Source organism: Sporosarcina psychrophila (genome assembly GCF_001590685.1).
GTDB lineage: Bacteria > Bacillota > Bacilli > Bacillales_A > Planococcaceae > Sporosarcina > Sporosarcina psychrophila.
In genome coordinates this window covers 2,605,646-2,627,282 of sequence record NZ_CP014616.1, presented here as the reverse complement: position 1 = coordinate 2,627,282, position 21,637 = coordinate 2,605,646, and the positions used below count along the sequence as shown (strand labels likewise).

At 42.3% G+C, this 21,637-nt stretch carries 17 protein-coding genes; 16 read left to right on the top strand and 1 reads right to left on the bottom strand.

Annotation, left to right across the window (positions count from 1 at the left end; genetic code table 11):
- Positions 1-15: 15 nt before the first annotated feature.
- The 8 genes from dxs to AZE41_RS12430 all read left to right on the top strand — a co-directional run bounded on the left by dxs (position 16) and on the right by AZE41_RS12430 (position 10,678).
- The gene (gene dxs / locus AZE41_RS12465) at positions 16-1,917 is read left to right on the top strand and encodes a 1-deoxy-D-xylulose-5-phosphate synthase (RefSeq protein WP_067213960.1); all 1,902 of its coding nucleotides are present in this window, start codon (positions 16-18) and stop codon (positions 1,915-1,917) included.
- The gene (locus AZE41_RS12460; RefSeq protein WP_067209882.1) at positions 1,914-2,735 is read left to right on the top strand and encodes a TlyA family RNA methyltransferase; all 822 of its coding nucleotides are present in this window, start codon (positions 1,914-1,916) and stop codon (positions 2,733-2,735) included. Before dxs ends, AZE41_RS12460 begins: the two co-directional genes overlap by 4 nt.
- 91 nt (positions 2,736-2,826) lie before the next feature.
- Positions 2,827-3,276 (top strand): transcriptional regulator AhrC/ArgR, encoded by a 450-nt coding sequence (gene ahrC, locus AZE41_RS12455; protein WP_067209880.1) that lies wholly within the window; start codon positions 2,827-2,829, stop codon positions 3,274-3,276.
- Between the two features lie 15 nt (positions 3,277-3,291).
- Positions 3,292-4,989 (top strand): DNA repair protein RecN, encoded by a 1,698-nt coding sequence (gene recN / locus AZE41_RS12450; RefSeq protein ID WP_067209878.1) that lies wholly within the window; start codon positions 3,292-3,294, stop codon positions 4,987-4,989.
- A 163-nt stretch (positions 4,990-5,152) separates the two neighbouring features.
- Positions 5,153-6,121 carry a SpoIVB peptidase S55 domain-containing protein gene (locus tag AZE41_RS12445; RefSeq protein WP_067209875.1) on the top strand — a complete coding sequence of 323 codons (969 nt, stop codon included), beginning with the start codon at positions 5,153-5,155 and terminating at the stop codon, positions 6,119-6,121.
- A 253-nt stretch (positions 6,122-6,374) separates the two neighbouring features.
- The gene (gene spo0A, locus AZE41_RS12440; RefSeq protein ID WP_067209873.1) at positions 6,375-7,166 is read left to right on the top strand and encodes a sporulation transcription factor Spo0A; all 792 of its coding nucleotides are present in this window, start codon (positions 6,375-6,377) and stop codon (positions 7,164-7,166) included.
- A 1,249-nt stretch (positions 7,167-8,415) separates the two neighbouring features.
- The gene (locus AZE41_RS12435; protein ID WP_067209871.1) at positions 8,416-9,978 is read left to right on the top strand and encodes a flagellar assembly protein A; all 1,563 of its coding nucleotides are present in this window, start codon (positions 8,416-8,418) and stop codon (positions 9,976-9,978) included.
- Positions 9,971-10,678, top strand: coding sequence for a glycerophosphodiester phosphodiesterase (locus tag AZE41_RS12430; protein WP_067209869.1), 708 nt, complete (start codon positions 9,971-9,973; stop codon positions 10,676-10,678). The genes AZE41_RS12435 and AZE41_RS12430 overlap by 8 nt, the downstream gene beginning before the upstream one ends.
- 89 nt (positions 10,679-10,767) lie before the next feature.
- Here AZE41_RS12430 and AZE41_RS12425 read toward each other — a convergent pair whose 3' ends face one another.
- Positions 10,768-11,004 carry a DUF2627 domain-containing protein gene (locus AZE41_RS12425; protein ID WP_067209866.1) on the bottom strand — a complete coding sequence of 79 codons (237 nt, stop codon included), beginning with the start codon at positions 11,002-11,004 and terminating at the stop codon, positions 10,768-10,770.
- 127 nt (positions 11,005-11,131) lie between these two features.
- Between AZE41_RS12425 and AZE41_RS12420 the strand changes: the two genes are divergently transcribed.
- The 8 genes from AZE41_RS12420 to AZE41_RS12385 all read left to right on the top strand — a co-directional run bounded on the left by AZE41_RS12420 (position 11,132) and on the right by AZE41_RS12385 (position 21,535).
- Entirely contained in the window at positions 11,132-13,174 is a 2,043-nt protein-coding gene (locus AZE41_RS12420; protein ID WP_067209864.1) for a sigma 54-interacting transcriptional regulator, read from the top strand.
- A gap of 28 nt (positions 13,175-13,202) precedes the next feature.
- Positions 13,203-14,108, top strand: a complete 906-nt coding sequence (yqiS, locus tag AZE41_RS12415) for a phosphate butyryltransferase (protein WP_067209862.1) — start codon at positions 13,203-13,205, stop codon at positions 14,106-14,108.
- A gap of 212 nt (positions 14,109-14,320) precedes the next feature.
- Positions 14,321-15,415, top strand: coding sequence for a Leu/Phe/Val dehydrogenase (locus tag AZE41_RS12410; protein WP_067209859.1), 1,095 nt, complete (start codon positions 14,321-14,323; stop codon positions 15,413-15,415).
- Between the two features lie 172 nt (positions 15,416-15,587).
- Complete coding sequence (gene buk, locus AZE41_RS12405; RefSeq protein ID WP_067209854.1) at positions 15,588-16,688, top strand: butyrate kinase; 1,101 nt, start codon at positions 15,588-15,590, stop codon at positions 16,686-16,688.
- Positions 16,689-16,716: 28 nt separating this feature from the next.
- Positions 16,717-18,144, top strand: a complete 1,428-nt coding sequence (gene lpdA / locus AZE41_RS12400; RefSeq protein ID WP_067209852.1) for a dihydrolipoyl dehydrogenase — start codon at positions 16,717-16,719, stop codon at positions 18,142-18,144.
- 60 nt (positions 18,145-18,204) lie between these two features.
- The gene (locus AZE41_RS12395) at positions 18,205-19,212 is read left to right on the top strand and encodes a thiamine pyrophosphate-dependent dehydrogenase E1 component subunit alpha (protein ID WP_067209849.1); all 1,008 of its coding nucleotides are present in this window, start codon (positions 18,205-18,207) and stop codon (positions 19,210-19,212) included.
- Positions 19,212-20,195 (top strand): alpha-ketoacid dehydrogenase subunit beta, encoded by a 984-nt coding sequence (locus AZE41_RS12390; protein WP_067209847.1) that lies wholly within the window; start codon positions 19,212-19,214, stop codon positions 20,193-20,195. The genes AZE41_RS12395 and AZE41_RS12390 overlap by 1 nt, the downstream gene beginning before the upstream one ends.
- A 20-nt stretch (positions 20,196-20,215) precedes the next feature.
- Positions 20,216-21,535 (top strand): dihydrolipoamide acetyltransferase family protein, encoded by a 1,320-nt coding sequence (locus AZE41_RS12385; RefSeq protein WP_067209844.1) that lies wholly within the window; start codon positions 20,216-20,218, stop codon positions 21,533-21,535.
- The last annotated feature ends 102 nt before the right edge of the window (positions 21,536-21,637 follow it).

The following is a 21,637-nucleotide window of genomic DNA, read 5'->3' as shown; positions in this document are numbered from 1 at the left end:
AGGTGTGTGATAATGATGGAACTCACAGAAATTACTAATCCATCTTTTATTAAAAAACTCAATAGGGATCAGATGGTGGAATTAGCAGAAGAAATTCGGAAATTTCTTATTGGAAAGTTATCAGTTACTGGTGGTCATATAGGGCCTAATCTTGGAGTAGTTGAATTGACAATTGCTTTGCATCGTCATTTTGATAGTCCTGATGATAAAATCATTTGGGATGTCGGCCACCAGGCATATGTCCATAAAATTTTAACAGGTCGTGCTGGTGATTTCGATACGCTTAGGCAATTCAAAGGCTTATGCGGATTCCCCAAAATGATTGAAAGCGATCATGACGTCTGGGAAACAGGTCACAGTTCTACCTCTCTTTCTGCGGCTATGGGAATGGCGGCTGCACGAGATGTCAAGGGAGATTCGAACTATGTAATACCGGTCATCGGAGACGGTGCGCTAACAGGTGGTATGGCACTTGAAGCACTTAATCATATCGGTCATGCAAAAACCAACATGATTGTCATTTTGAATGACAATGAGATGTCAATTGCTCCAAATGTCGGTGCGCTTCATGCAGTCCTTGGAAAGTTAAGAACTGCCGGTAAATATAATAGTGCAAAAGATGAACTTGAATATATATTGAAAAAAATTCCGGCGGTTGGCGGTAAACTTGCTGCTGCTGCGGAGCGTGTGAAAGATAGTTTGAAATATCTTCTCGTTTCGGGTGTCTTTTTCGAAGAACTTGGCTTCACATACCTTGGACCAATCGACGGGCATGATTTCAATGATCTTGAACGCAATATTCAATACGCCAAGAAAATGGATGGACCTGTCTTGCTTCATGTTATTACGAAAAAAGGCAAGGGATATAGCCCGGCCGAAGACGATAAAATCGGTACATGGCATGGCACAGGACCTTATAAAATCGAGACAGGTGATTTCGTCAAATCTTCTTCAGTGGCACCTTCATGGAGTGGACTTGTTGCAGGTACGGTTCAAAAGCTTGCTCGAGTTGATAGACGTATCGTCGCAATAACGCCGGCAATGCCTGTCGGTTCGAAATTAGAATCATTTGCAGCGGAATTCCCGGATCGATTCTTTGATGTCGGTATTGCTGAACAGCATGCAACGACGATGGCAGCAGGTCTTGCGACGCAAGGGATGAAACCGTTCTTAGCAATTTATTCGACATTTATGCAACGAGCTTACGATCAGATGCTTCATGATATCTCTAGACAAAACCTAAACGTCTTTATCGGTATTGACCGTGCTGGGCTGGTTGGCGCAGATGGTGAAACGCATCAGGGCGTCTTCGATATTGCATTCTTAAGGCACATGCCAAATCTGGTTATTATGATGCCGAAAGATGAAAACGAAGGTCAGCATATGGTGAAAACGGCTATTGATTATGATGAAGGACCTATAGTAATGCGTTATCCAAGAGGAAATGGACTCGGGGTAACTATGGATGAAACATTACGTCCAATCCCGATTGGCTCATGGGAAGTACTACGTGAAGGCCATGATGGCGTCATCTTGACATTTGGAACAACAATTCCGATGGCATTGGAAGCCGCCAACATATTATTTGCTAAAGGGATTCATGTAAAAGTCATAAATGCAAGATTCATCAAGCCACTTGATACGGCAATGTTAGATACAATTTTCGCAACAGGAATGCCGATTATAACAGTTGAAGAGGCGGTTCTTGCTGGCGGTTTCGGCAGTGCTGTACTTGAATATGCACATGATACACTTCAGAACGTTGCCCCAATTAGACGGATGGGCATTCCAGATCAGTTCATTGAACATGGGAATGTTGACGAACTACTTGCAGAAATCGGTATGACTGCAGGTCATCTAGTTGAGAATATGGAATCATTTATTAAAATGCAAGCAGTGGAAAGGGAACAAGTATGACAAATCGTATACCGAAAGAGCGGGTAGATGTCCTCCTGGTCGCGCGTGGTCTCTTTGAAACAAGGGAACAAGCAAAGCGCTCCATTATGGCGGGCATCATCTTTACCGCTGAAACAAGGCTCGATAAACCAGGCGAAAAAATTTTTGCGGATGCACCTCTTGTAGTCAAAGGTTCGAAACTGAAGTATGTCAGTCGGGGTGGCCTGAAGCTCGAAAAAGCGCTTGAGCAGTTTGATGCTGACGTTAACGGCAAAATTGTGCTGGATATCGGGTCGTCAACGGGCGGTTTCACAGATTGTGCCCTTCAAAATGGTGCGTCACATTGCTACGCGCTTGATGTTGGGTACAATCAGCTGGCATGGAAAATACGTCAGGATCCGCGCGTAACTGTAATGGAAAGAACAAACTTTAGACACGCTACACCAGAACTTTTCACCGAGGGCATACCTCAATTTGCAACAATAGACGTATCCTTCATCTCATTGACGCTTATCCTACCTGCTTTAAAACGCATTCTTGCAGACGGTGGCGACGTCATGGTCCTTGTAAAGCCTCAATTTGAGGCTGGAAAAGGAAAAGTAGGGAAAAAAGGTGTTGTCCGGGAAAAATCCATTCATCTTGAAGTTTTAAGAAAAATCGCTGATGCATCTATACAAGAAGGTTTCAGTCTTCGCGGAATTTCATATTCTCCTGTCACTGGCGGGGAAGGGAATATTGAGTTTCTATTCCACCTGACTTCGGAAGATCATGCTTTGACATCATTTGACGATGTTTCATTCGACAATCTTGTCGAAGAAGCGTACAAGGAACTGCAATAGCACGCATTAATTTGCGTGCTATTCTTGTTGGATGAAATAATGGGTGGTACAGTATGAAGTAAGATATTATTATGGTATGGGAGTGATTAGTATGAATAAAGGGCATAGGCAAATTCGTATTCGTGATATTATCTCGAATTTTGAAATAGAAACACAAGATCAGCTCGTAGATAGCCTAAAAGCAGCGGGAGTGGACGTGACACAAGCGACCGTTTCACGTGATATAAAAGAAATGCATCTTATTAAGGTCCCTTTGTCTGATGGTAGCTATAAATACAGTCTGCCACCCGTACATAAGTACAATACAGAACAAAAACTTCACCGAATGCTAACTGATGCCTTTGTCAGTATTGATGCAGCAGGTCATTTTATTGTTTTGAAAACGCTTCCTGGCAATGCGCAAGCTGTCGGTTCTTTAATGGATCATCTCGGATGGGATGAAATTCTTGGAACGATTTGTGGCGATGATACGAGTTTGATTATTTGTCGTGATGAATCACTGACAGGAGTAGTGAAAGAAAAACTGTTGGCGATGCTCTGAAAGAGGTGAAAGCAATTGTTACGTGAAATCTCCATAAAAAACTTTGCAATCATTGAAAACCTTGAAATAACATTTGATGAAGGCCTAACCGTATTAACTGGAGAAACAGGCGCGGGAAAATCTATTATTATCGATGCTGTCCAACTACTTGCGGGTGGAAGAGGATCACAGGAATTTATCCGTCATGGAGCAACAAAAGCCGAACTGGAAGGGCTTTTCACTATTGAAGAAGAATCGCATCCTATTATTGCACAATTAGCTGAATTTGGTATTGATGCACAGGATGGCGTCGTTATATTGCGGCGCGATTTGAATTCAAATGGGAAAACGGTTTGCCGTGTCAATGGAAAGCTTGTGACGATCGCAATTTTGAGAGAAATTGGTTCACAGTTGATTGACATACATGGTCAACACGAAAATCAGGAATTAATGCATGAAAGAAGTCATATTCATTTACTCGATCATTTTGCGGGTGAAAAACTAGAGCATGCCTATGAAAACTATTTCGAGCTGTATGAAAGCTATCGAAAACTGAAACGGAAGCTTGAGAAGGCAGACGATAATGAGCAACAAGTGGCACAACGTATCGATTTGTATTCATTCCAGCTAAAAGAGATTAATGCAGCTGGACTCGTTATTGGTGAAGAGGACCAACTCGAAGCAGAAAAACAAAAGCTTCAAAACTTCAATCGTTTATTTGAGCGATTGAATACCGCATATGTGTCGATCAGTGGAGATACACATGCGCTTGACTGGGTCGGTTCTGCGATGAGTGATATGGAGGATGCCGCGTCGGTCGATAAGAGCTTGAAACTGCATGCTGAAACGATTGCAACAAGTTTCTATGCCTTACAAGATACTGCACACGAGCTCAAAAGTATACTTGATGATATGGAATTTGATCCTGCAAGACTCGAAGTAGTTGAAGAGCGCCTAGCACTCCACATCTCCTTGAAAAGGAAGTATGGCAAAACGATTGAAGACATTCTTTTGTATCGTGATAAAATCACAGAGGAACTTGAAAACTTAGTAAGTAGGGATGAACGTCTTTTTGCCGAGCAGGAAAAACTTGCGCAACTTCTCCAAGATCTTGAAATCGAAGCAGAAGAGTTATCAATTATCCGCCAAAATTCGTCTATTCAATTAGAAAATGCAATTATGGAACAACTGGAGCAACTTCATATGGGAAAAGCTTCTTTTAAAGTGGAAATTACTCGAAAAGCAGCAGGTACTTTCGATTCAAATGGATATGACGATGTGAACTTCTTGATCTCGACAAACGTTGGGGAACCGTTGAAACCACTTGTAAAAGTAGCGTCGGGCGGTGAAATTTCCCGTATAATGTTAGCGATAAAGACAATATTCTCTAAACATCAAGGAGTTACTTCACTTATTTTTGACGAAGTGGATACGGGTGTAAGCGGAAGAGTTGCACAAGCAATTGCGGAAAAAATAGCAATAATTGCAACAGATTCTCAGGTGCTTTGTATTTCTCATTTACCGCAAGTCGCCGCAATGGCGGATCACCATTACCTCATTAAAAAAAATGTAATAAGTGATAGGACGATGACGGAAATTCATGATGTCATCGAATCAGACAGGACTGAAGAATTGTCCAGGATGTTGTCTGGAGCTGAAACTACGCCATTAACATTAAAGCATGCGGAAGAGTTGTTGAAATTGGCCGCAGAACGTAAGAAATCGTTTAGATAATCACTTAACGTGCATACTACATTATGCACGTTTTTTTATTTTTTTACTCATCGGTTACAAAATGCAATGAAATTAATGTACGTTCCACTTTTGCTTTATTTACCCTTTCATAACATTCCCCTGAACGGACATACCAACAGTATCTTATTAAGGGAGGTGAAATATGGGATGGAGTAGACAGTTTAAGTTGGCCGTTTCGTTTTCTGTGCTTTTACTTGTCATGCCATTCACTACAAATGCAGCATTTGCTAAAGATGGAACGCTGATACCGATGGGACAATCGATTGGTATTAAAATGGATTTGTCGGGAGTCTACATCACAAATGATGTCATGATCAGTAAAGATAACTGGTTGAAGGCAGGTGATCTAATCGGACAATTAGACGATGTAGCAGTCAGTACCCTTCATGAGTACGAAAAAGTATCATCCTCAATGCGAGACAAAAAAGAAATCGTATTGCACGTCATCAGAAACGAGGAAAGCAGTCAAATCCTAGCAGATGGCGAAGCGATGAAACGTCTCCTTCCATTCCTGAAAGATCGAACAGAAGGGACAGGTACCTTGACGTATGTCGATCCGGACAAAGGGACATACGGAGCGCTCGGTCATCAGATCATCGACAGTGCACTGAAATCACCACCTTCGTTTAAAACAGGAGCGATTTATCTTTCAGAAATCGATCAAATTAAAAAAAGCGTGCCCGGAATTCCAGGTTATAAAATTTCAACGATTGTCGATGATGATGATTTTTTAGGGACGATTCGAATAAACGGTCTTTATGGCATCTTCGGGTCGTGGAACAGCGACTATAAGGAAGTGTTAACCGAACCTTTAACGATTATGCAGCCAGCAGAAGTAAAAGAAGGCGCTGCTGAAATTTACACAACGATTAAAGGGACAAAAGTTGAATCCTTTTCAATTCGAATTATAGAAGTAGAACAAGACCAGTTCCATTTCGTGTTAACAGATCCCGAATTGCTCAAAGCAACCGGAGGAATTTTACAAGGGATGAGTGGAAGTCCCGTTATCCAAAACGGGCAATTTGCAGGCGCGGTAACGCATATGTTTGTCGATGATCCTAAAAAAGGTGCAGCCCTATTTTTGGAGAAAATGCGTAGCGGGGAAAATTAATAAAAGGGCCAACTCGTATAATGAGTTGGCCCTTTTGTCCTGTCGTGTTAAGCTTAGCGAGAACGATTCGACAAACGTTGAGAAAAGAAAAGAATTAGTCGAAGTTTAGGGAAACCATATGTCAGAAGTTTCATTTTTGCTAAATAAAAGAGGGTTACTCCACTATTCGTCGAAATTTCCCTTGTGTAGTTAAGAGAATGTTGCTAATGTTTAGGGAAAGAAGTCGTCATAAACGTACAAGGGGGAAATGGGAATGGATAAACTGAAAGTCGCGATTGCTGACGATAACAAGGAACTAGTGAGGACTATGATGACATATTTTGAAAGACATCCTGAAATCGAAGTCATTTGGACGGCGCATAACGGAAAAGTATGTCTGTCGATGTTGGAAGAAAAAAAGCCAGATGTCTTATTACTTGATATCATCATGCCACATCTTGATGGAATTGCGGTTTTGGAAACGTTGAGTGGAAATGCACAAACTGCCGATGTTCATATAATTATGTTGACGGCATTTGGGCAGGAAGATGTTATGACACAAGCGGCGAGTCTAGGAGCTTCCTATTTCATGCTTAAACCGTTTGAATTCGACCGACTTGCAAACCAGATATTCCAAGTAGCAGGAACAAGAAAACCAATAGTTCCGATAGCCCAAGCTAGCGGAGAGTATGCGCCAGGAACAGTAAGCCAAAAAGTGCTAGATACTACAATTACAGCAATTATTAAAGAGATTGGTGTACCCGCTCATATTAAAGGCTATGCGTTCATTCGTGAAGCGATTCAAATGGTTTATACGGACGTCGATTTGCTTGGTTCAGTGACGAAAGTACTTTATCCGGAGATCGCAAAAAAATACAATACGACAGCATCCCGTGTAGAGCGTGCAATTCGCCACGCAATCGAAGTCGCATGGAACCGTGGAAATTACGATGTCATTTCCAAAATGTTTGGCTACACTGTGCACCATTTGAAAAGCAAACCCACGAATTCTGAATTCATCGCGATGATCGCAGATAAAATCCGTCTTGAGCATATGGCGAGCTAATCGTTGCTATGAAAGCGTTTTATGTTATTTGAAACAGTGAATTGGCACTTTTATTATTATTAAACCGGTCATCATTCCTATGAAATTTACGTAATCTTTGCAACAAATTACCGAACCGTACGTGCCCGTAGTGTAGCACATATTTCTGCGGAATCGAAAATTGACCTATCGGCGTAAATGCGGACAGGTCGATTTTTACGTTTACAGGCATTACGACGCTGTTCTGACGACTCTAATCGATTTTAGATACTTGTGGTTGATAGGTATCCTGAACTGCCGTGACATCGAGTCATCTGGCTCCAGGATTCTTAAAAGGAGGAAAAGGTAAACGATCCAGTAAAGGGCGAAAACTTCTAACCGAGATGATTTTTCGTGAATTAGTGGAAGCAGTCGGAAAGAGGTTTGTGTTCCAAGTGTAAGAGATTGGCAAAAAAAACGTATTCTGGCGTGCTAGAACTTGGACAAAGTAACAGGTCCTTTGTACGGGGACATATCAATAGTGAGGATATAACAGTTCAATTATAAGGCAGCTTAAAAGAATAATCGGATATAGTGATGTTATAGATTACAAAAATGTTATATAAAGATATATTAAGAAGTAATCACCAAGGCTTGCTAGTTATTTGTGACAAAGACTCTCATTATAACTTAGAGCAAGTTGAACAAATAAAAAAAGAAAACCACTTTTTACATTGAGCTAATTCTAGGGGCAAACCATTCCTTAGAAAAAGTAGAAATTGACACATTGACCTCAATTTCTACTTTAACGAAAGTGATAGAAAAAATGAAACTCATAATATAAGTACATTTGGGCTAACTAAATGTTTAAAAATAAGAATTGAATCTCTGTTTTTATATGGACTGAAAAAATAGTGAAAAAACAACCTATTTACTTTGGTACTAAATTATAAACAGAGAAGAGCCATAGGAGAAGATATAACAACTCATGAGAAATTATCCCATAGGTGGGTTCCTATTTGCTTAATCGAGTGATAAACTAAGGTTGAAAATGACGATGCACCTGCATTCATAAATTAATATATCGTTGTCAGTGAGAGCATGAAAAGCCTATCAATTCCAACTTGAGCATATGGCTAGCTGATTGAAAAACACCTAGTTATGGTAATAGCTACGCCTACTCTCCGAATCTATTTTCGTGTGGTAGGCTTTTTTAAACTAGAGATTAATTAATCTGACAAATAGGTTGAGGATGTTATACAATGGATAAGAGGGAAAGGATGAAGCGGCAGTGTTAGTTCAAAATGAGTTTTTCGATCTTTTAGTACAAGAGGAAAAAGTGATCTTGCGCACTAAGAAGAATGGTTTTCCACTTAAATCATTCGATTCAATTACGCGTGAACATCCACGATTAAAAATCAGTTCATTCCCGATATTAAGGAAAGCGCTTACTGAACTAGAGGCAGAACATATAATAGGCAATTGGATTCCAACTATAGAAATAGCTATTGCTGCTGATCAAATGATTGCTCAACTTTACATAAACGTGTCAACCAAGGAATTTGAAGAAAATAGACAATCAATCCTAAATCAGGCTGATAAAGTGCTTGATGATGCCGGAGTAATTTACGGCAGAACAACTTTGCAAGATGAGCCGTTTAAACCGGGTGAATCGATTATCGCAGCTGTAGGGAGAAAGCCACAAAAAGGTAAAGATGCAGTCGTATCATATATAGAAATACCTGAAAGAAGGCCGATGATCCGTGAAGACGGTTCTGCTGATTATTTTGAAATGAATTTCGTTACGCCTATCAACCAAGGTGATTGGCTTGGCGAGAAAACATCGGCACAAGAGGGCATTGATGGTAAGGATGTTTTAGGTAACGATCTTCCTGCACGGCGAGGGGATGATGTGAAACTTTACTTTGACAGGAAATCAGTGACTGATGAACAAGAAGCGGACAAAGTAGTTCTGAGGGCGTCACACGGTGGGGCTTTGGAAAGCATTGACGGTATCATTAGTGTAGGGAAGCAGTTAATTGTCAGCGGGGATGTAGGACCTGAAACTGGCTCGATTAAATTTGACGGATCAGTTGTTGTATTAGGAACAGTCATTGCAGGATTTTCAGTAAATGCGACTGGAGATATTTCTGTAGAAGGTAATGAAGGTATCATAAATGCGAAGGAGATACAGTCATCTGAGGGAGACATCTACATAAAAGGTGGGATTTTCGGCGGTGGATTGACGATTGTCGAAGCGCGAGGTAATATTTTTGTTAAACACGCGAACAATTGCAAACTGTATGGAAAAGAAGTACATGTCGGTTTATATTTACTCGGCGCAGAAGTTATCGCAGAATCTGTATTTATTGATAAAAACAAAGGTAAAATTATTGGTGGGAAAATTGAGGCACTTTATAAAATTGAATGTGCATTTGCGGGTAACAGTCATGAACGGAAGACAATCCTTAGTGCAAAAGGGATTGACAAGGAAGTAATGTATATGGAAATTCAAGAAATGGCTAAAAGTTTGAAAGAACGCCAAGGAATCATCGAAAAGCTTGAGCAACACGCTCTCCCATTTAGGAATAGTGGAAGTCTTCTGAAGGGGCCACAGGCAGAAGCCTTTGAAAAAATGTTGGAAACGATTGAATCGAATAGAGATGCCATAGTTGAACTAGATAAAGAAATTCAACTTGGGTTGCGTAAAATTAAGCAAGCAGTTCCCGCTCAAATTGAAGTGACAAGAGAAGCTTATCCAGGTACAATCATTCAAATTGGATTGAAATCGTCTACGCTTCATGTAGGTGCAAAAGGCATTTTTGAAATCGTAGATGGCGTCCTAAATGTCTAATCCTACAGTTTTTGCACATCGAGGCGCTTCTGGCATCTGCTTTGAAAATACAATGAAAGCATTTGAGAAGGCTGTCGATCAAGGTGCTGGCGGCATCGAGCTAGATGTCCAATTGACAGAAGATGGAGTGCCGTTTGTCATCCACGATCCAGGATTATCTAGGCTTGCTGGCATTCGGAAAATGATTTCATCCATGACAAGTACAGAGCTCATGAGAATTCGAGTTGGAAGAAGATATAGACGTTTATTCTGTGGTCATAGCATTCCGACATTGATAGAAGCGGTGTCATTTTGCGAAATGCATGATTTAGCACTTAATGTTGAATTGAAAGAAACGGTTTCGGATCGCCCTGAATTGATCAAAATGATTGTTGATATTGTTTCTGTTATGGGCAATGTTCATATTTCCTCATTTGATTATCGCTTACTTGAAGTGGTCAAAGAGGAAAGCGAACGAATGGAAACAGCCTTTCTTATTGGAAAGAAAAGCGTAGATTGGACTAATCTTAAACAGTATTCAAGTGCAGATGGATTCCATTTTCACAAACGGTTGTTGAAAGAGCCCTTTTTGACCAATCTCCTTCAAACCGGGAAAAAGATTCGGGTTTATGGAATGACTGGAACAGAACCAATCACTCTTAATCCGCCTCCTTATATAGATGGCTGGATAACGGATTATCCAAATCGATTCAATAAATAAGCAAAAGGACCAAGACTGTTCAGTCTTGGTCCTTTTGCAATTCGCTCAAATAGATTGTAGACGATTGCTCTTAGTTACGATATACACTGTTACTTTTGTTTAAACCGTTCTTGCACGCGTCCTTTTCGTCGATCGCGACGTAATAAAAAGCCCGCAAAAAACCATAGACCTCCCGCGAACAATAATAAGCCTACAACGAATTGAAGCCAAATGAACGGAAATGGGTTAAATAATACGCCAAATATCGAATCTCGCATTAATTTTATACCTCCGGCCGCAAAAAGTCCGGGGATTAGCAAGACCATAAATGCTGCTAGACGTGCCATATACGACAACTCCTTACCGAATCTAATTTTACCTACTCTAATTTGATTGTCAAGAACAGCGCTTTCATGTATGATGAAATTGTAATTGCAAAAGATTGCATGGTTCAAAAAAGGAGAATGAACATCCTTGCAAAACGTTCTCATTGTCGGGGCGGGGACAGGCGGATCGATAATACTGGACCTTCTCCAAAATTTAGAATTCATGAATGTAAACGCAATCATTGATACTGATGAACATGCACCGGGAATAATACGTGCAAAAAAACAGGGCATCGCATATGGGATGGATTGGACAAGTTACCTGACCGACGATTTGCATATTATTTTCGATGTGACCGGTGACAAGTCTGTATTCGCTGAGCTATTAAAAGCGAGGCCTGCCCATACCGTACTTATACCTGGTTCTGTCGCAAATCTCCTTGTAAGGCTGCTTGAGGAGAACGATACATACATTAAGCGCATTCATATAGAAATGCATAAGCAGCGAATGATCTTTGATTCAATTGAAGAGGGCATGGTTGGAATCGACGAAGAAGGAACTGTTGATTTCTTCAATAAAAGTGCCTCTAAGATGATTGGTTTCCCAATTGAAGAGGCTTTTGGTCGGATGATTACGGATGTAATTCCGACGACAGAGCTTCCAAGGGTATTCGATTCAGGCGTGGCGGAATTGAATGAGGAACAGATTCTTGGAAATGGCTTGAAAATAGTTACTTCTCGTTATCCACTCTTTGATTCCGCCGGGAAAAAAGTCGGTGCATTCGCGGTGTTTAAAGATATTACGGAGGTAGTTGCCCTAGCGGAGGAAATCACAGATTTGAAAAAAGTGAAGACTATGTTGGAAGCAATCATACATTCGAGTGACGATGCCATCTCGGTCGTTGACGATAAGGGGAATGGTATCCTTGTCAATCCAGCCTATACACGGATTACTGGCCTTACTGAAGACGAAATAATAGGTAAGCCCGCGAACGCGGACATCAACGAAGGTGAAAGTATTCATATGAGAGTACTTAAGTCGAGAAAGCCGGTTCGTGGCGTCAATATGCGTATAGGTGAAAATAACAGGGAAGTAATTGTCAATGTTGCACCAATCATTGTCGATCATCAAGTGAAGGGTAGTGTTGGTGTCATTCATGACATCACTGAAATGCGCAACTTGATGAAAGAACTTGACCAGGCACGGACAATTATTAGGAAACTTGAATCAACCTATACATTCGATGATATCTTCGGCGGTTCGTCTGATATTGAAATTTCAATCGAGCAGGCCAAGTTAGCTGCCAAATCTGACATTCCAGTCCTTCTTCGAGGAGAAGCGGGAACTGGGAAAGAATTGTTTGCGCATGCCATTCACAGTGGCTCCGAACGACGGTTTAATAAGTTTATCCGTGTGAATTGTTCGGCAATGCAATCATCTAAATTGGAAGCGGAGCTATTCGGACAAGAATCTGAGGTTTCTCAAAGTGGGAATGGTAGCACACAAGGCCTTTTTCAAGAGTCTGCACAGGGAACGTTATTCCTTGACGAAGTGGCTGACTTGCCGCTTGTGGTTCAGGCGAGGCTGCTTAACTATTTAAAAAGCGGAACAATCTTCAAAAATGGGGGGACCTATCCCGTTCATTTGTCCGTTCGTGTCATTGCAGCGTCTACGAAAAACTTAGAAAAGGCGATGCATGAAGGAACGTTTATTGAAGAACTTTATTATGTGTTAAACCGACTCTCAATCCAAATTGCGCCGCTACGATCTCGGAAAAAAGATATTCCATCCATTATTGGGCACCTACTAGTAAGGTTAAATCAGGAATTCGGGATGAATATTGAGAAAATTACCGATGAAGCGCAAGAGCGTCTTAAGCAATATGACTGGCCAGGAAATGTACGTGAACTTGAAAATATACTTAGCCGCGCTATGATTTATATGGAGTCGGGAGATGCCGTTATCGAATTGATAGATGTGGTTAAATCCCTATCATCTAGGGAAAACACGGAAGAGGAACAGATTCTTCCTGAAAAAAGCACACTTACTTCGATTATGGATGAATACGAAAAAACCATTCTTGAAACGGCTCTCCGTGAAAATACTGGTAACAAATCATTAACTGCCAATAGGCTTGGTATTTCACTGCGATCACTTTATTATAAACTTGAGAAATTCAGCCTCATTTAATCGTCATGTAGTCAAAGGGGGAGAGACAATGGTTACACTTGACTCACTCATCAGTCTGGCCGCATCGAAGAACGGTCCGGTTGTTGCTGTCGCATCTGCAGCAGATCGAGAAGTGCTCGAAGCGGTTAGTATTGCTAGTGAAAAAGGCATTGCTTCATTCATGCTTTTCGCTGATGAAAGTTGTATCAGCGAGATGATTCAAACAAATTTCCCTTGGTTACTAGATAATGAAAAAATTAGTATCCATCATGCTGAAGACGATAGCTACGCAGCTGCACTCTCAGTGAAAGCGGTTTCAAGTGGACAAGCACATGTCCTGATGAAAGGGAACTTAGCAACATCTACCATCCTTAAGGCAGTGTTGAATGGCGACTATGGTTTACGCACAGGGAAAATACTGTCGCATGTCGCAGCGTTCGAAGTTGCCGGTTATAACCGTTTACTTTTCGTGACGGACGCGGCAATGAACATCGCACCTGACCTAGAAGCAAAAGCACAAATCATTCGTAATGCAGTTGCTACTGCGCATGCGTGTGGTGTGCTTGAACCAATCGTCGCTCCCTTGGCTGCTGTCGAAACGGTGAATCCGGCAATGACACCAACGACAGATGCCGCGTCGCTAGTAGTAATGAATCGACGTGGTCAAATCACTGGTTGCATTGTTGACGGTCCACTTGCCCTTGATAATGCAGTATCAGAGAAGGCTGCTGCGCAAAAAGGAATTACAGGGGAAACAGCTGGTAAAGCCGATATTCTTGTCGTTCCGAATATCGAAGCAGGCAATATTCTCTACAAATCACTTATGTACTTCGCCAACGCGAAAGTCGGTGCGATTATCCAAGGCGCCAAAGCACCAATCGTCCTTACATCAAGGGCGGACAGTGCCGAAAGTAAACTTTACTCACTAGCACTAGCAATTCTTTCGATAAAGTAAAAAACAAAAGCGTAAGCGCCTGTTCAGAGGCGACAGGCATAAGACAGGCTGGCGAAGCGGCGTTCTTTGCCGCACAGCTTGACCAACTTATGACCCGAGTCACTAGGCGCTGGAGTCTAGACGTGAACACTCTATTGAATAAATTATCCACAGTACGAGATTTTTAGTTTCTTAAAAATAAAAATGAACGATACCCTTAGGAGGAATTTACAATGGAAATTTTCAAATATATGGAACATCAGGATTATGAACAACTTGTTATTTGTCAGGATAAAGCTTCAGGACTAAAAGCGATCATCGCTATTCATGATACGACACTCGGCCCGGCGCTTGGTGGAACACGTATGTGGACGTATGCAAGTGAAGAAGAAGCAATTGAAGACGCACTTCGCCTTGCGCGCGGTATGACTTACAAAAACGCAGCTGCTGGATTGAATCTTGGTGGCGGAAAAACAGTTATTATAGGAAATCCAAAAACAGACAAAAACGATGAAATGTTCCGTGCTTTCGGTCGTTATATTGAAGGTTTGAACGGTCGATATATTACTGCAGAAGATGTAGGAACAACTGAAGCGGATATGGATTTAATTAATCTTGAAACAGATTATGTTACAGGTACTTCTGCTGGAGCGGGTTCATCTGGTAATCCTTCGCCTGTTACTGCTTATGGTATTTATTACGGTATGAAGGCAGCAGCAAAAGAAGCATTTGGAGACGACTCGCTAGCGGGCAAAACAGTAGCGGTACAAGGTGTCGGAAACGTTGCTTATGCACTTTGTGAGTATTTGCACGAAGAAGGTGCAAAACTAATCATCACGGATATCAACGAAGAAGCAGTTCAGCGTGCAGTTGATGCATTCGGTGCAACAGCAGTCGGCATCAATGAAATTTACTCTCAAGAAGCAGATATCTTCGCACCATGTGCACTAGGTGCAATCATAAACGATGAGACGATTCCGCAATTGAAAGCAAAAGTTATTGCAGGATCTGCTAACAATCAATTGAAAGAAACGCGTCACGGCGATTTAATCCATGAAATGGGTATTGTTTACGCACCTGACTACGTTATCAACTCGGGCGGCGTTATCAACGTTGCAGATGAGCTTGATGGTTATAACCGTGAACGTGCACTTAAACGCGTAGAAGGAATCTATGACGTAATCGGGAAAATTTTCGCAATCTCAAAACGTGATAATATTCCAACGTATGTTGCAGCTGACCGCATGGCGGAAGAGCGTATTGCACGTGTTGCCAATACTAGAAGCACATTCCTACAAAACGAAAAAAGCGTACTTTCAAGACGCTAATAAAGAAAAGCGAAAGCGACCTGTTTAGACGCGACAGGCATAAGCTAGACCGGCGAAACGACGTTCTTTGTCGTGCACAGGAGGGATGCAATTCAATCCCTCCCAGATATCTTATGACCCGAGCGTCTGGTCGCAGTAGCTAGACATAAAGAAAAGAAGAGGCTGCATTGATATGGAAGGAGGACCTATTGTGCATGAGAATCACCATAGGATCCTAGTTATTAACCCAGGATCTACATCAACAAAAATAGGTGTCTTTGAAGGCGAAAGTCAACTGATGGAAAGTACGTTGAGGCATAGTTCAGAAGAAATTGCACAGTACCCTTCCATCATCGATCAATACAGTTTTCGTAAAGAGGCAATCCTTGAGTCACTTGAAAAAGAAGGCATTAACATCACTACACTAGCTGCCATTTGCGGTCGGGGCGGGCTTCTCCGTCCGATCGAAGGTGGTACTTACCCTGTTAACGAAGCGATGATACAAGACTTGAAAACAGGTTATTCAGGTCAACATGCATCGAACCTCGGGGGCATAATTGCGCATGAAATCGCAACCAGCCTAAACCTTCCCGCTTTCATCGTCGACCCCGTCGTCGTCGATGAACTTGCACCAATCGCGCGAATTTCTGGATTTTCGGCCATTAATCGAAAATCCATATTCCATGCGCTGAACCAAAAAGCGGTTGCAAGACGCTACGCAAAACAAGTCGGTAAAAAATACGACACACTCCGGTTGATTATCACCCATATGGGCGGGGGTATAACTGTCGGTGTACATGAATTCGGCAAAGTAATTGATGTAAACAATGGACTTCACGGAGATGGACCATTCAGCCCTGAACGTGCGGGAACCGTACCTGCGGGGGATCTCATCGAACTATGTTTTTCTGGAGAGTACTTCCGTCACGAAGTAATGAAAAAACTTGTTGGTCAAGGTGGTCTCGTTGGCTATCTCGGAACGAACGATGCTGTTCGCGTTGAACAACGAATTGAAGATGGTGATGAAAAAGCAAAACTAGTTTACGAGGCAATGGCCTACCAAGTTGCTAAGGAAATTGGTAGTGCGGCTGCTGTCCTTCACGGCCAAGTGGATGCGATTATCCTTACGGGTGGCCTTGCTTACGGCAAAGGATTTGTGAAGGATATTACATCCAGAATCGACTGGATAGCGGATATAGTTGTGTATGCTGGAGAAGATGAACTACAAGCACTTGCAGAAGGCGCACTCCGCGTTCTAACTGGTGAAGAAATAGCTAAAATCTACCCGTCTTGACGGGTCGTTGTGAGGGAGGCCATCTATAATGGCGAGGGAATATGATGTAGTTATTTTAGGAGGCGGAACGGGTGGCTATGTCGCTGCGATTCGCGCCGCTCAATTGGGACTGAAAACAGCACTTGTTGAAAAAGGGAAACTAGGCGGCACATGCTTGCACAAAGGGTGTATCCCGAGTAAAGCATTGTTAAAAAGTGCTGAAGTATTCGATATGGCAAAAAATCAGGCTGCAGAGTTTGGGGTAAATACAAAAGACGTATCACTGGATTTCAGTCGTGTACAAGCACGAAAAGACGGTATCGTTAAACAGCTACATGCTGGCGTGACTGCCCTAATGAAAAAAGGGAAAATCGACGTATTTGATGGACTTGGCAGAATGCTTGGACCATCAATCTTTTCGCCAATGCCGGGTACTATTTCGGTTGAAATGAACAATGGTGACGAAAACGAAATGCTCATCTTGAAAAACCTGATTATCGCAACAGGATCTAGACCACGTACATTACCCGGTTTGGAAATTGATGAAAATCAAGTCATGTCTTCTGATGGGGCGCTTTCTATGGAAGCACTTCCTAAGTCGATTATCATCGTTGGTGGTGGAGTCATCGGTATAGAATGGGCTTCTATGCTCAATGATTTCGGTGTCGAAGTCACTGTTCTCGAATATGCAGATCGAATTATTCCGACTGAAGACGATGACATCTCGAAAGAAATGAAAAAGCTATTGACGAAAAAAGGAATCACTTTTGTGACAAGTGCGAAAGTTCTCCCAGAAACCCTCGTTAAAAAAGAAGGAACTGTCACAATTTCTGCGGAAATGAATGGCGAAACGACGGCGTTCACAGCTGAAAAAATGCTTGTTTCTGTCGGTCGTCAAGCAAATGTCGAAGGAATTGGTCTGGACAATACGGAAATTGAAATCATCAATGGTTATATTAAAACAAGACCAACATTTCAAACAAAAGAACATCATATTTATGCAATTGGTGATGTTATTGGCGGGCTGCAACTAGCGCATGTTGCTTCTCACGAAGGAATTGCGGCTGTTGAACATATTGCAGGTCTAAAAAATGAAGCGATTGATTATACAAAAATATCGCGTTGCATTTATTCTAGTCCCGAAGCGTCAAGCGTCGGCATAACAGAGAAGCAAGCGAAAGAACAGGGCTTTGATGTCAAAGTCGGGAAATTCCCGTTTATGGCCATCGGAAAAGCACTTGTCAATGGAAATTCGGATGGTTTTGTAAAAATCATTGCCGATAAAAAGACAGACGATATTCTAGGTGTTCATATGATAGGTGCACACGTGACTGATTTGATATCCGAAGCAGGACTCGCGATGGTGCTCGATGCGACGCCGTGGGAAGTGGCAAGCACGATTCATCCACATCCATCGCTTTCTGAAGTAATGGGCGAAGCCGCTTTAGCCGTAGATGGCAAAGCAATTCATATGTAAAAAAGAGTCTCAATTAGTCTAAGACACAAGACTGCGAACCATAGAAGGGGGATTTTAGAAATGGCAAAAACGCGTCATGAAGAACTAGGTTTAACAAATGAAGATGCACTGCAAATTTTTGAAACGATGTTAATGGCTCGTCGTATTGATGAACGTATGTGGCTCCTTAACCGTGCCGGAAAGATTCCATTCGTTATTTCATGTCAGGGGCAGGAAGCAGCACAAGTTGGAGCAGCTTTCGCTCTTGATAAAGATAAAGACTGGATTGCACCATACTATCGGGATATGGGCGTTGTTCTACATTTTGGAATGACTCCGCAAGATTTGATGCTGTCCGCATTCGCAAAAGCAGAAGATCCGAACTCAGGTGGTCGTCAAATGCCTGGTCACTTCGGTCAGCGCAAAAATCGTATTTTGACAGGATCATCTCCTGTTACGACGCAACTACCGCACGCAGTTGGGGTAGCTCTTGCGGCGAAGATGAAGAAGGAAGATTTCATTACTTTCGTTACACTTGGGGAAGGTTCATCTAACCAAGGAGATTTCCACGAAGGCATGAACTTTGCAGGTGTCCATAAATTACCGACTGTTATCATGGTTGAAAATAATAAATATGCAATTTCAGTTCCTGTTGAAAAACAACTTGGCTGTGTTAATGTTTCCGACCGTGCAATCGGTTACGGAATGCCGGGTGTTACAGTTGATGGAACAGACCCACTTGAAGTATACAAAGTGGTCAAAGAAGCAGCAGATCGTGCACGACGTGGAGAAGGTCCAAGTCTTGTAGAGACAATCTGTTACCGATTGACGGCTCACTCTTCAGATGATGATCAACGCCAATACCGTGATGCAGAAGAGCTTGAAAATGAAAAGAAACTTGACCCGATTCCAATGTTCGCAGCTTATTTGAAAGAAGTAGGCGCACTAACTGATGAACTTGAAAAAGAAATGGAAGAACGCATCATGAAAGAAGTGAACGAAGCGACCGATTATGCGGAAAGCGCTGCGTACGCTGAACCTGAATCTGCGATGCTCCATGTGTATGCTGAAGATGGGGGGAACGAATAATGGCTGTTATGTCTTATATCGATGCAATCACACTTGCAATGAAAGAAGAAATGGAACGAGACGACCGCGTTTTCGTTCTCGGAGAAGACGTTGGACGTAAAGGTGGAGTCTTTAAGGCTACGGCAGGTCTTTACGATCAATTCGGAGAATACCGCGCACTTGATACACCGCTTGCGGAATCTGCAATTGCAGGTGTCGGAATTGGTGCAGCAATGTACGGGTTACGTCCGATTGCTGAAATGCAGTTTGCTGATTTCATCATGCCGGCTGTGAACCAAATTGTTTCGGAAGCAGCAAAAATTCGTTACCGTTCGAATAACGACTGGTCTTGTCCAATTGTTATTCGTGCACCATTCGGAGGCGGTATCCACGGGGCGCTGTATCACTCGCAATCTGTCGAGTCGATGTTCGCAAGCACACCGGGATTAAAAATCGTTATACCGTCAACGCCATATGATGCAAAAGGGCTTCTTAAAGCGGCAATCCGCGATGAAGATCCAGTATTATTCTTTGAACATAAACGCGCTTATCGTTTAATTAAAGGCGAAGTGCCTTTAGATGACTACGTATTGCCAATTGGCAAAGCAGATGTTAAACGTGAGGGCGATGATATTACAATCATCACTTACGGACTATGTGTCCATTTTGCATTACAAGCCGCTGAACGTCTTGCAGAAGATGGAATTTCTACTCATATCCTTGACCTTCGGACTGTCTATCCACTTGACCAAGAAGCAATCATTGAAGCAGCTTCGAAAACAGGGAAAGTCCTCTTAGTTACTGAAGATAATAAAGAAGGAAGCATTATGGGAGAAGTTGCAGCAATAATTGCTGAAAACTGCCTGTTTGAACTTGATGCGCCAATTAAACGTCTTGCTGGACCAGATATTCCAGCGATGCCATATGCACCGACAATGGAGAAATTCTTCATGGTCAATCCAGACAAAGTAGAGAAGGCAGCGCGTGAACTCGCAGAATTTTAATCGGGAAGGAGGTCAATCAATTGGCTATTGAAAATATTTTAATGCCACAACTCGGTGAAAGTGTGACAGAAGGCACAATCGAGAAATGGCTTGTCAAACCGGGCGATACAGTTAACAAATATGATTCACTTGCAGAAGTTAATACAGACAAAGTAACAGCAGAAGTACCTTCTTCATTTACAGGTGTCATCAAGGAATTGATCGCACAGGAGGGAGAGACGCTTGCAGTTGGAGCCCTTGTTTGTACGATTGAAACTGAAGGTGGAGGAGTTGCGGAAGTCGCAGTAGAAGCGGTACCAGCTAAGGCAGAACCTGCAAACGAAATGCCTGCTGCAGGTTCTCAAAAACCGGCTTCATCTTTGAATCGTGAAAAAGGAACGGCAGCAGGACGCTATTCTCCTGCAGTACTTCGTCTATCACAGGATAACGGCATTGATTTGTCACTTGTGGAAGGTTCAGGGAAAGAAGGACGCATCACGCGTAAAGATTTGCTTGCTATAATCGAGAGTGGCAACATTCCTACAGCAGCAGCAGTAACTACTGAAGCGCCTGTTGTAGAAACGGCAGCTCCAACGTCGGTTACACAGACGGCACCTGCACCGAAAGCAGCGGAGCCAGCCAATGTACCTGTTGCAGTAGGCGATATCGAAATCCCTGTTACAGGCGTGCGTCGTGCCATTGCTAGCAATATGCTGCGCTCAAAACACGAAGCGCCACACGCATGGATGATGATTGAAGTCGATGTTACGAGTCTTGTTCAATACCGCGATTCCTTGAAAAATGATTTCAAAAAGAAGGAAGGCTTCAACCTGACATACTTCGCATTCTTCGTGAAAGCAGTATCTCAAGCATTGAAAGAATTCCCTATGATGAACTCAATGTGGGCCGGCGACAAAATCATTCAGAAAAAAGATATCAATATTTCCATCGCAGTGGCGACGGAAGATTCCCTTTACGTTCCAGTCATCAATAATGCTGATGAAAAAACAATCAAAGGCATTGGGCGTGATATTCAGGAGCTTGCAGGTAAAGTGCGTTCAGGTAAACTGAAATCATCCGAAATGCAAGGTGGTACATTCACAGTGAATAATACCGGCTCATTCGGTTCTGTTCAGTCAATGGGTATCATCAACCACCCGCAAGCAGCAATACTACAAGTCGAATCAATCGTTAAACGTCCTGTTGTGATGGACGGCGGCATGATCGGTGTGCGTGATATGGTGAACTTATGTCTATCACTCGATCACCGCGTTCTTGACGGTCTTGTTTGCGGACAATTCCTCGCAAGAGTGAAAGCGATACTCGAAAACGTAACTGCAGAAAATACATCCATTTACTGATCAAAATTGTAAACCCCAGTGCCGTAAAATATAGCGCTGGGGTTTATTTTATCTTTCAACAAAAGCGTTACTCGGGTAAACTAGTAATAGATTGATTATTTT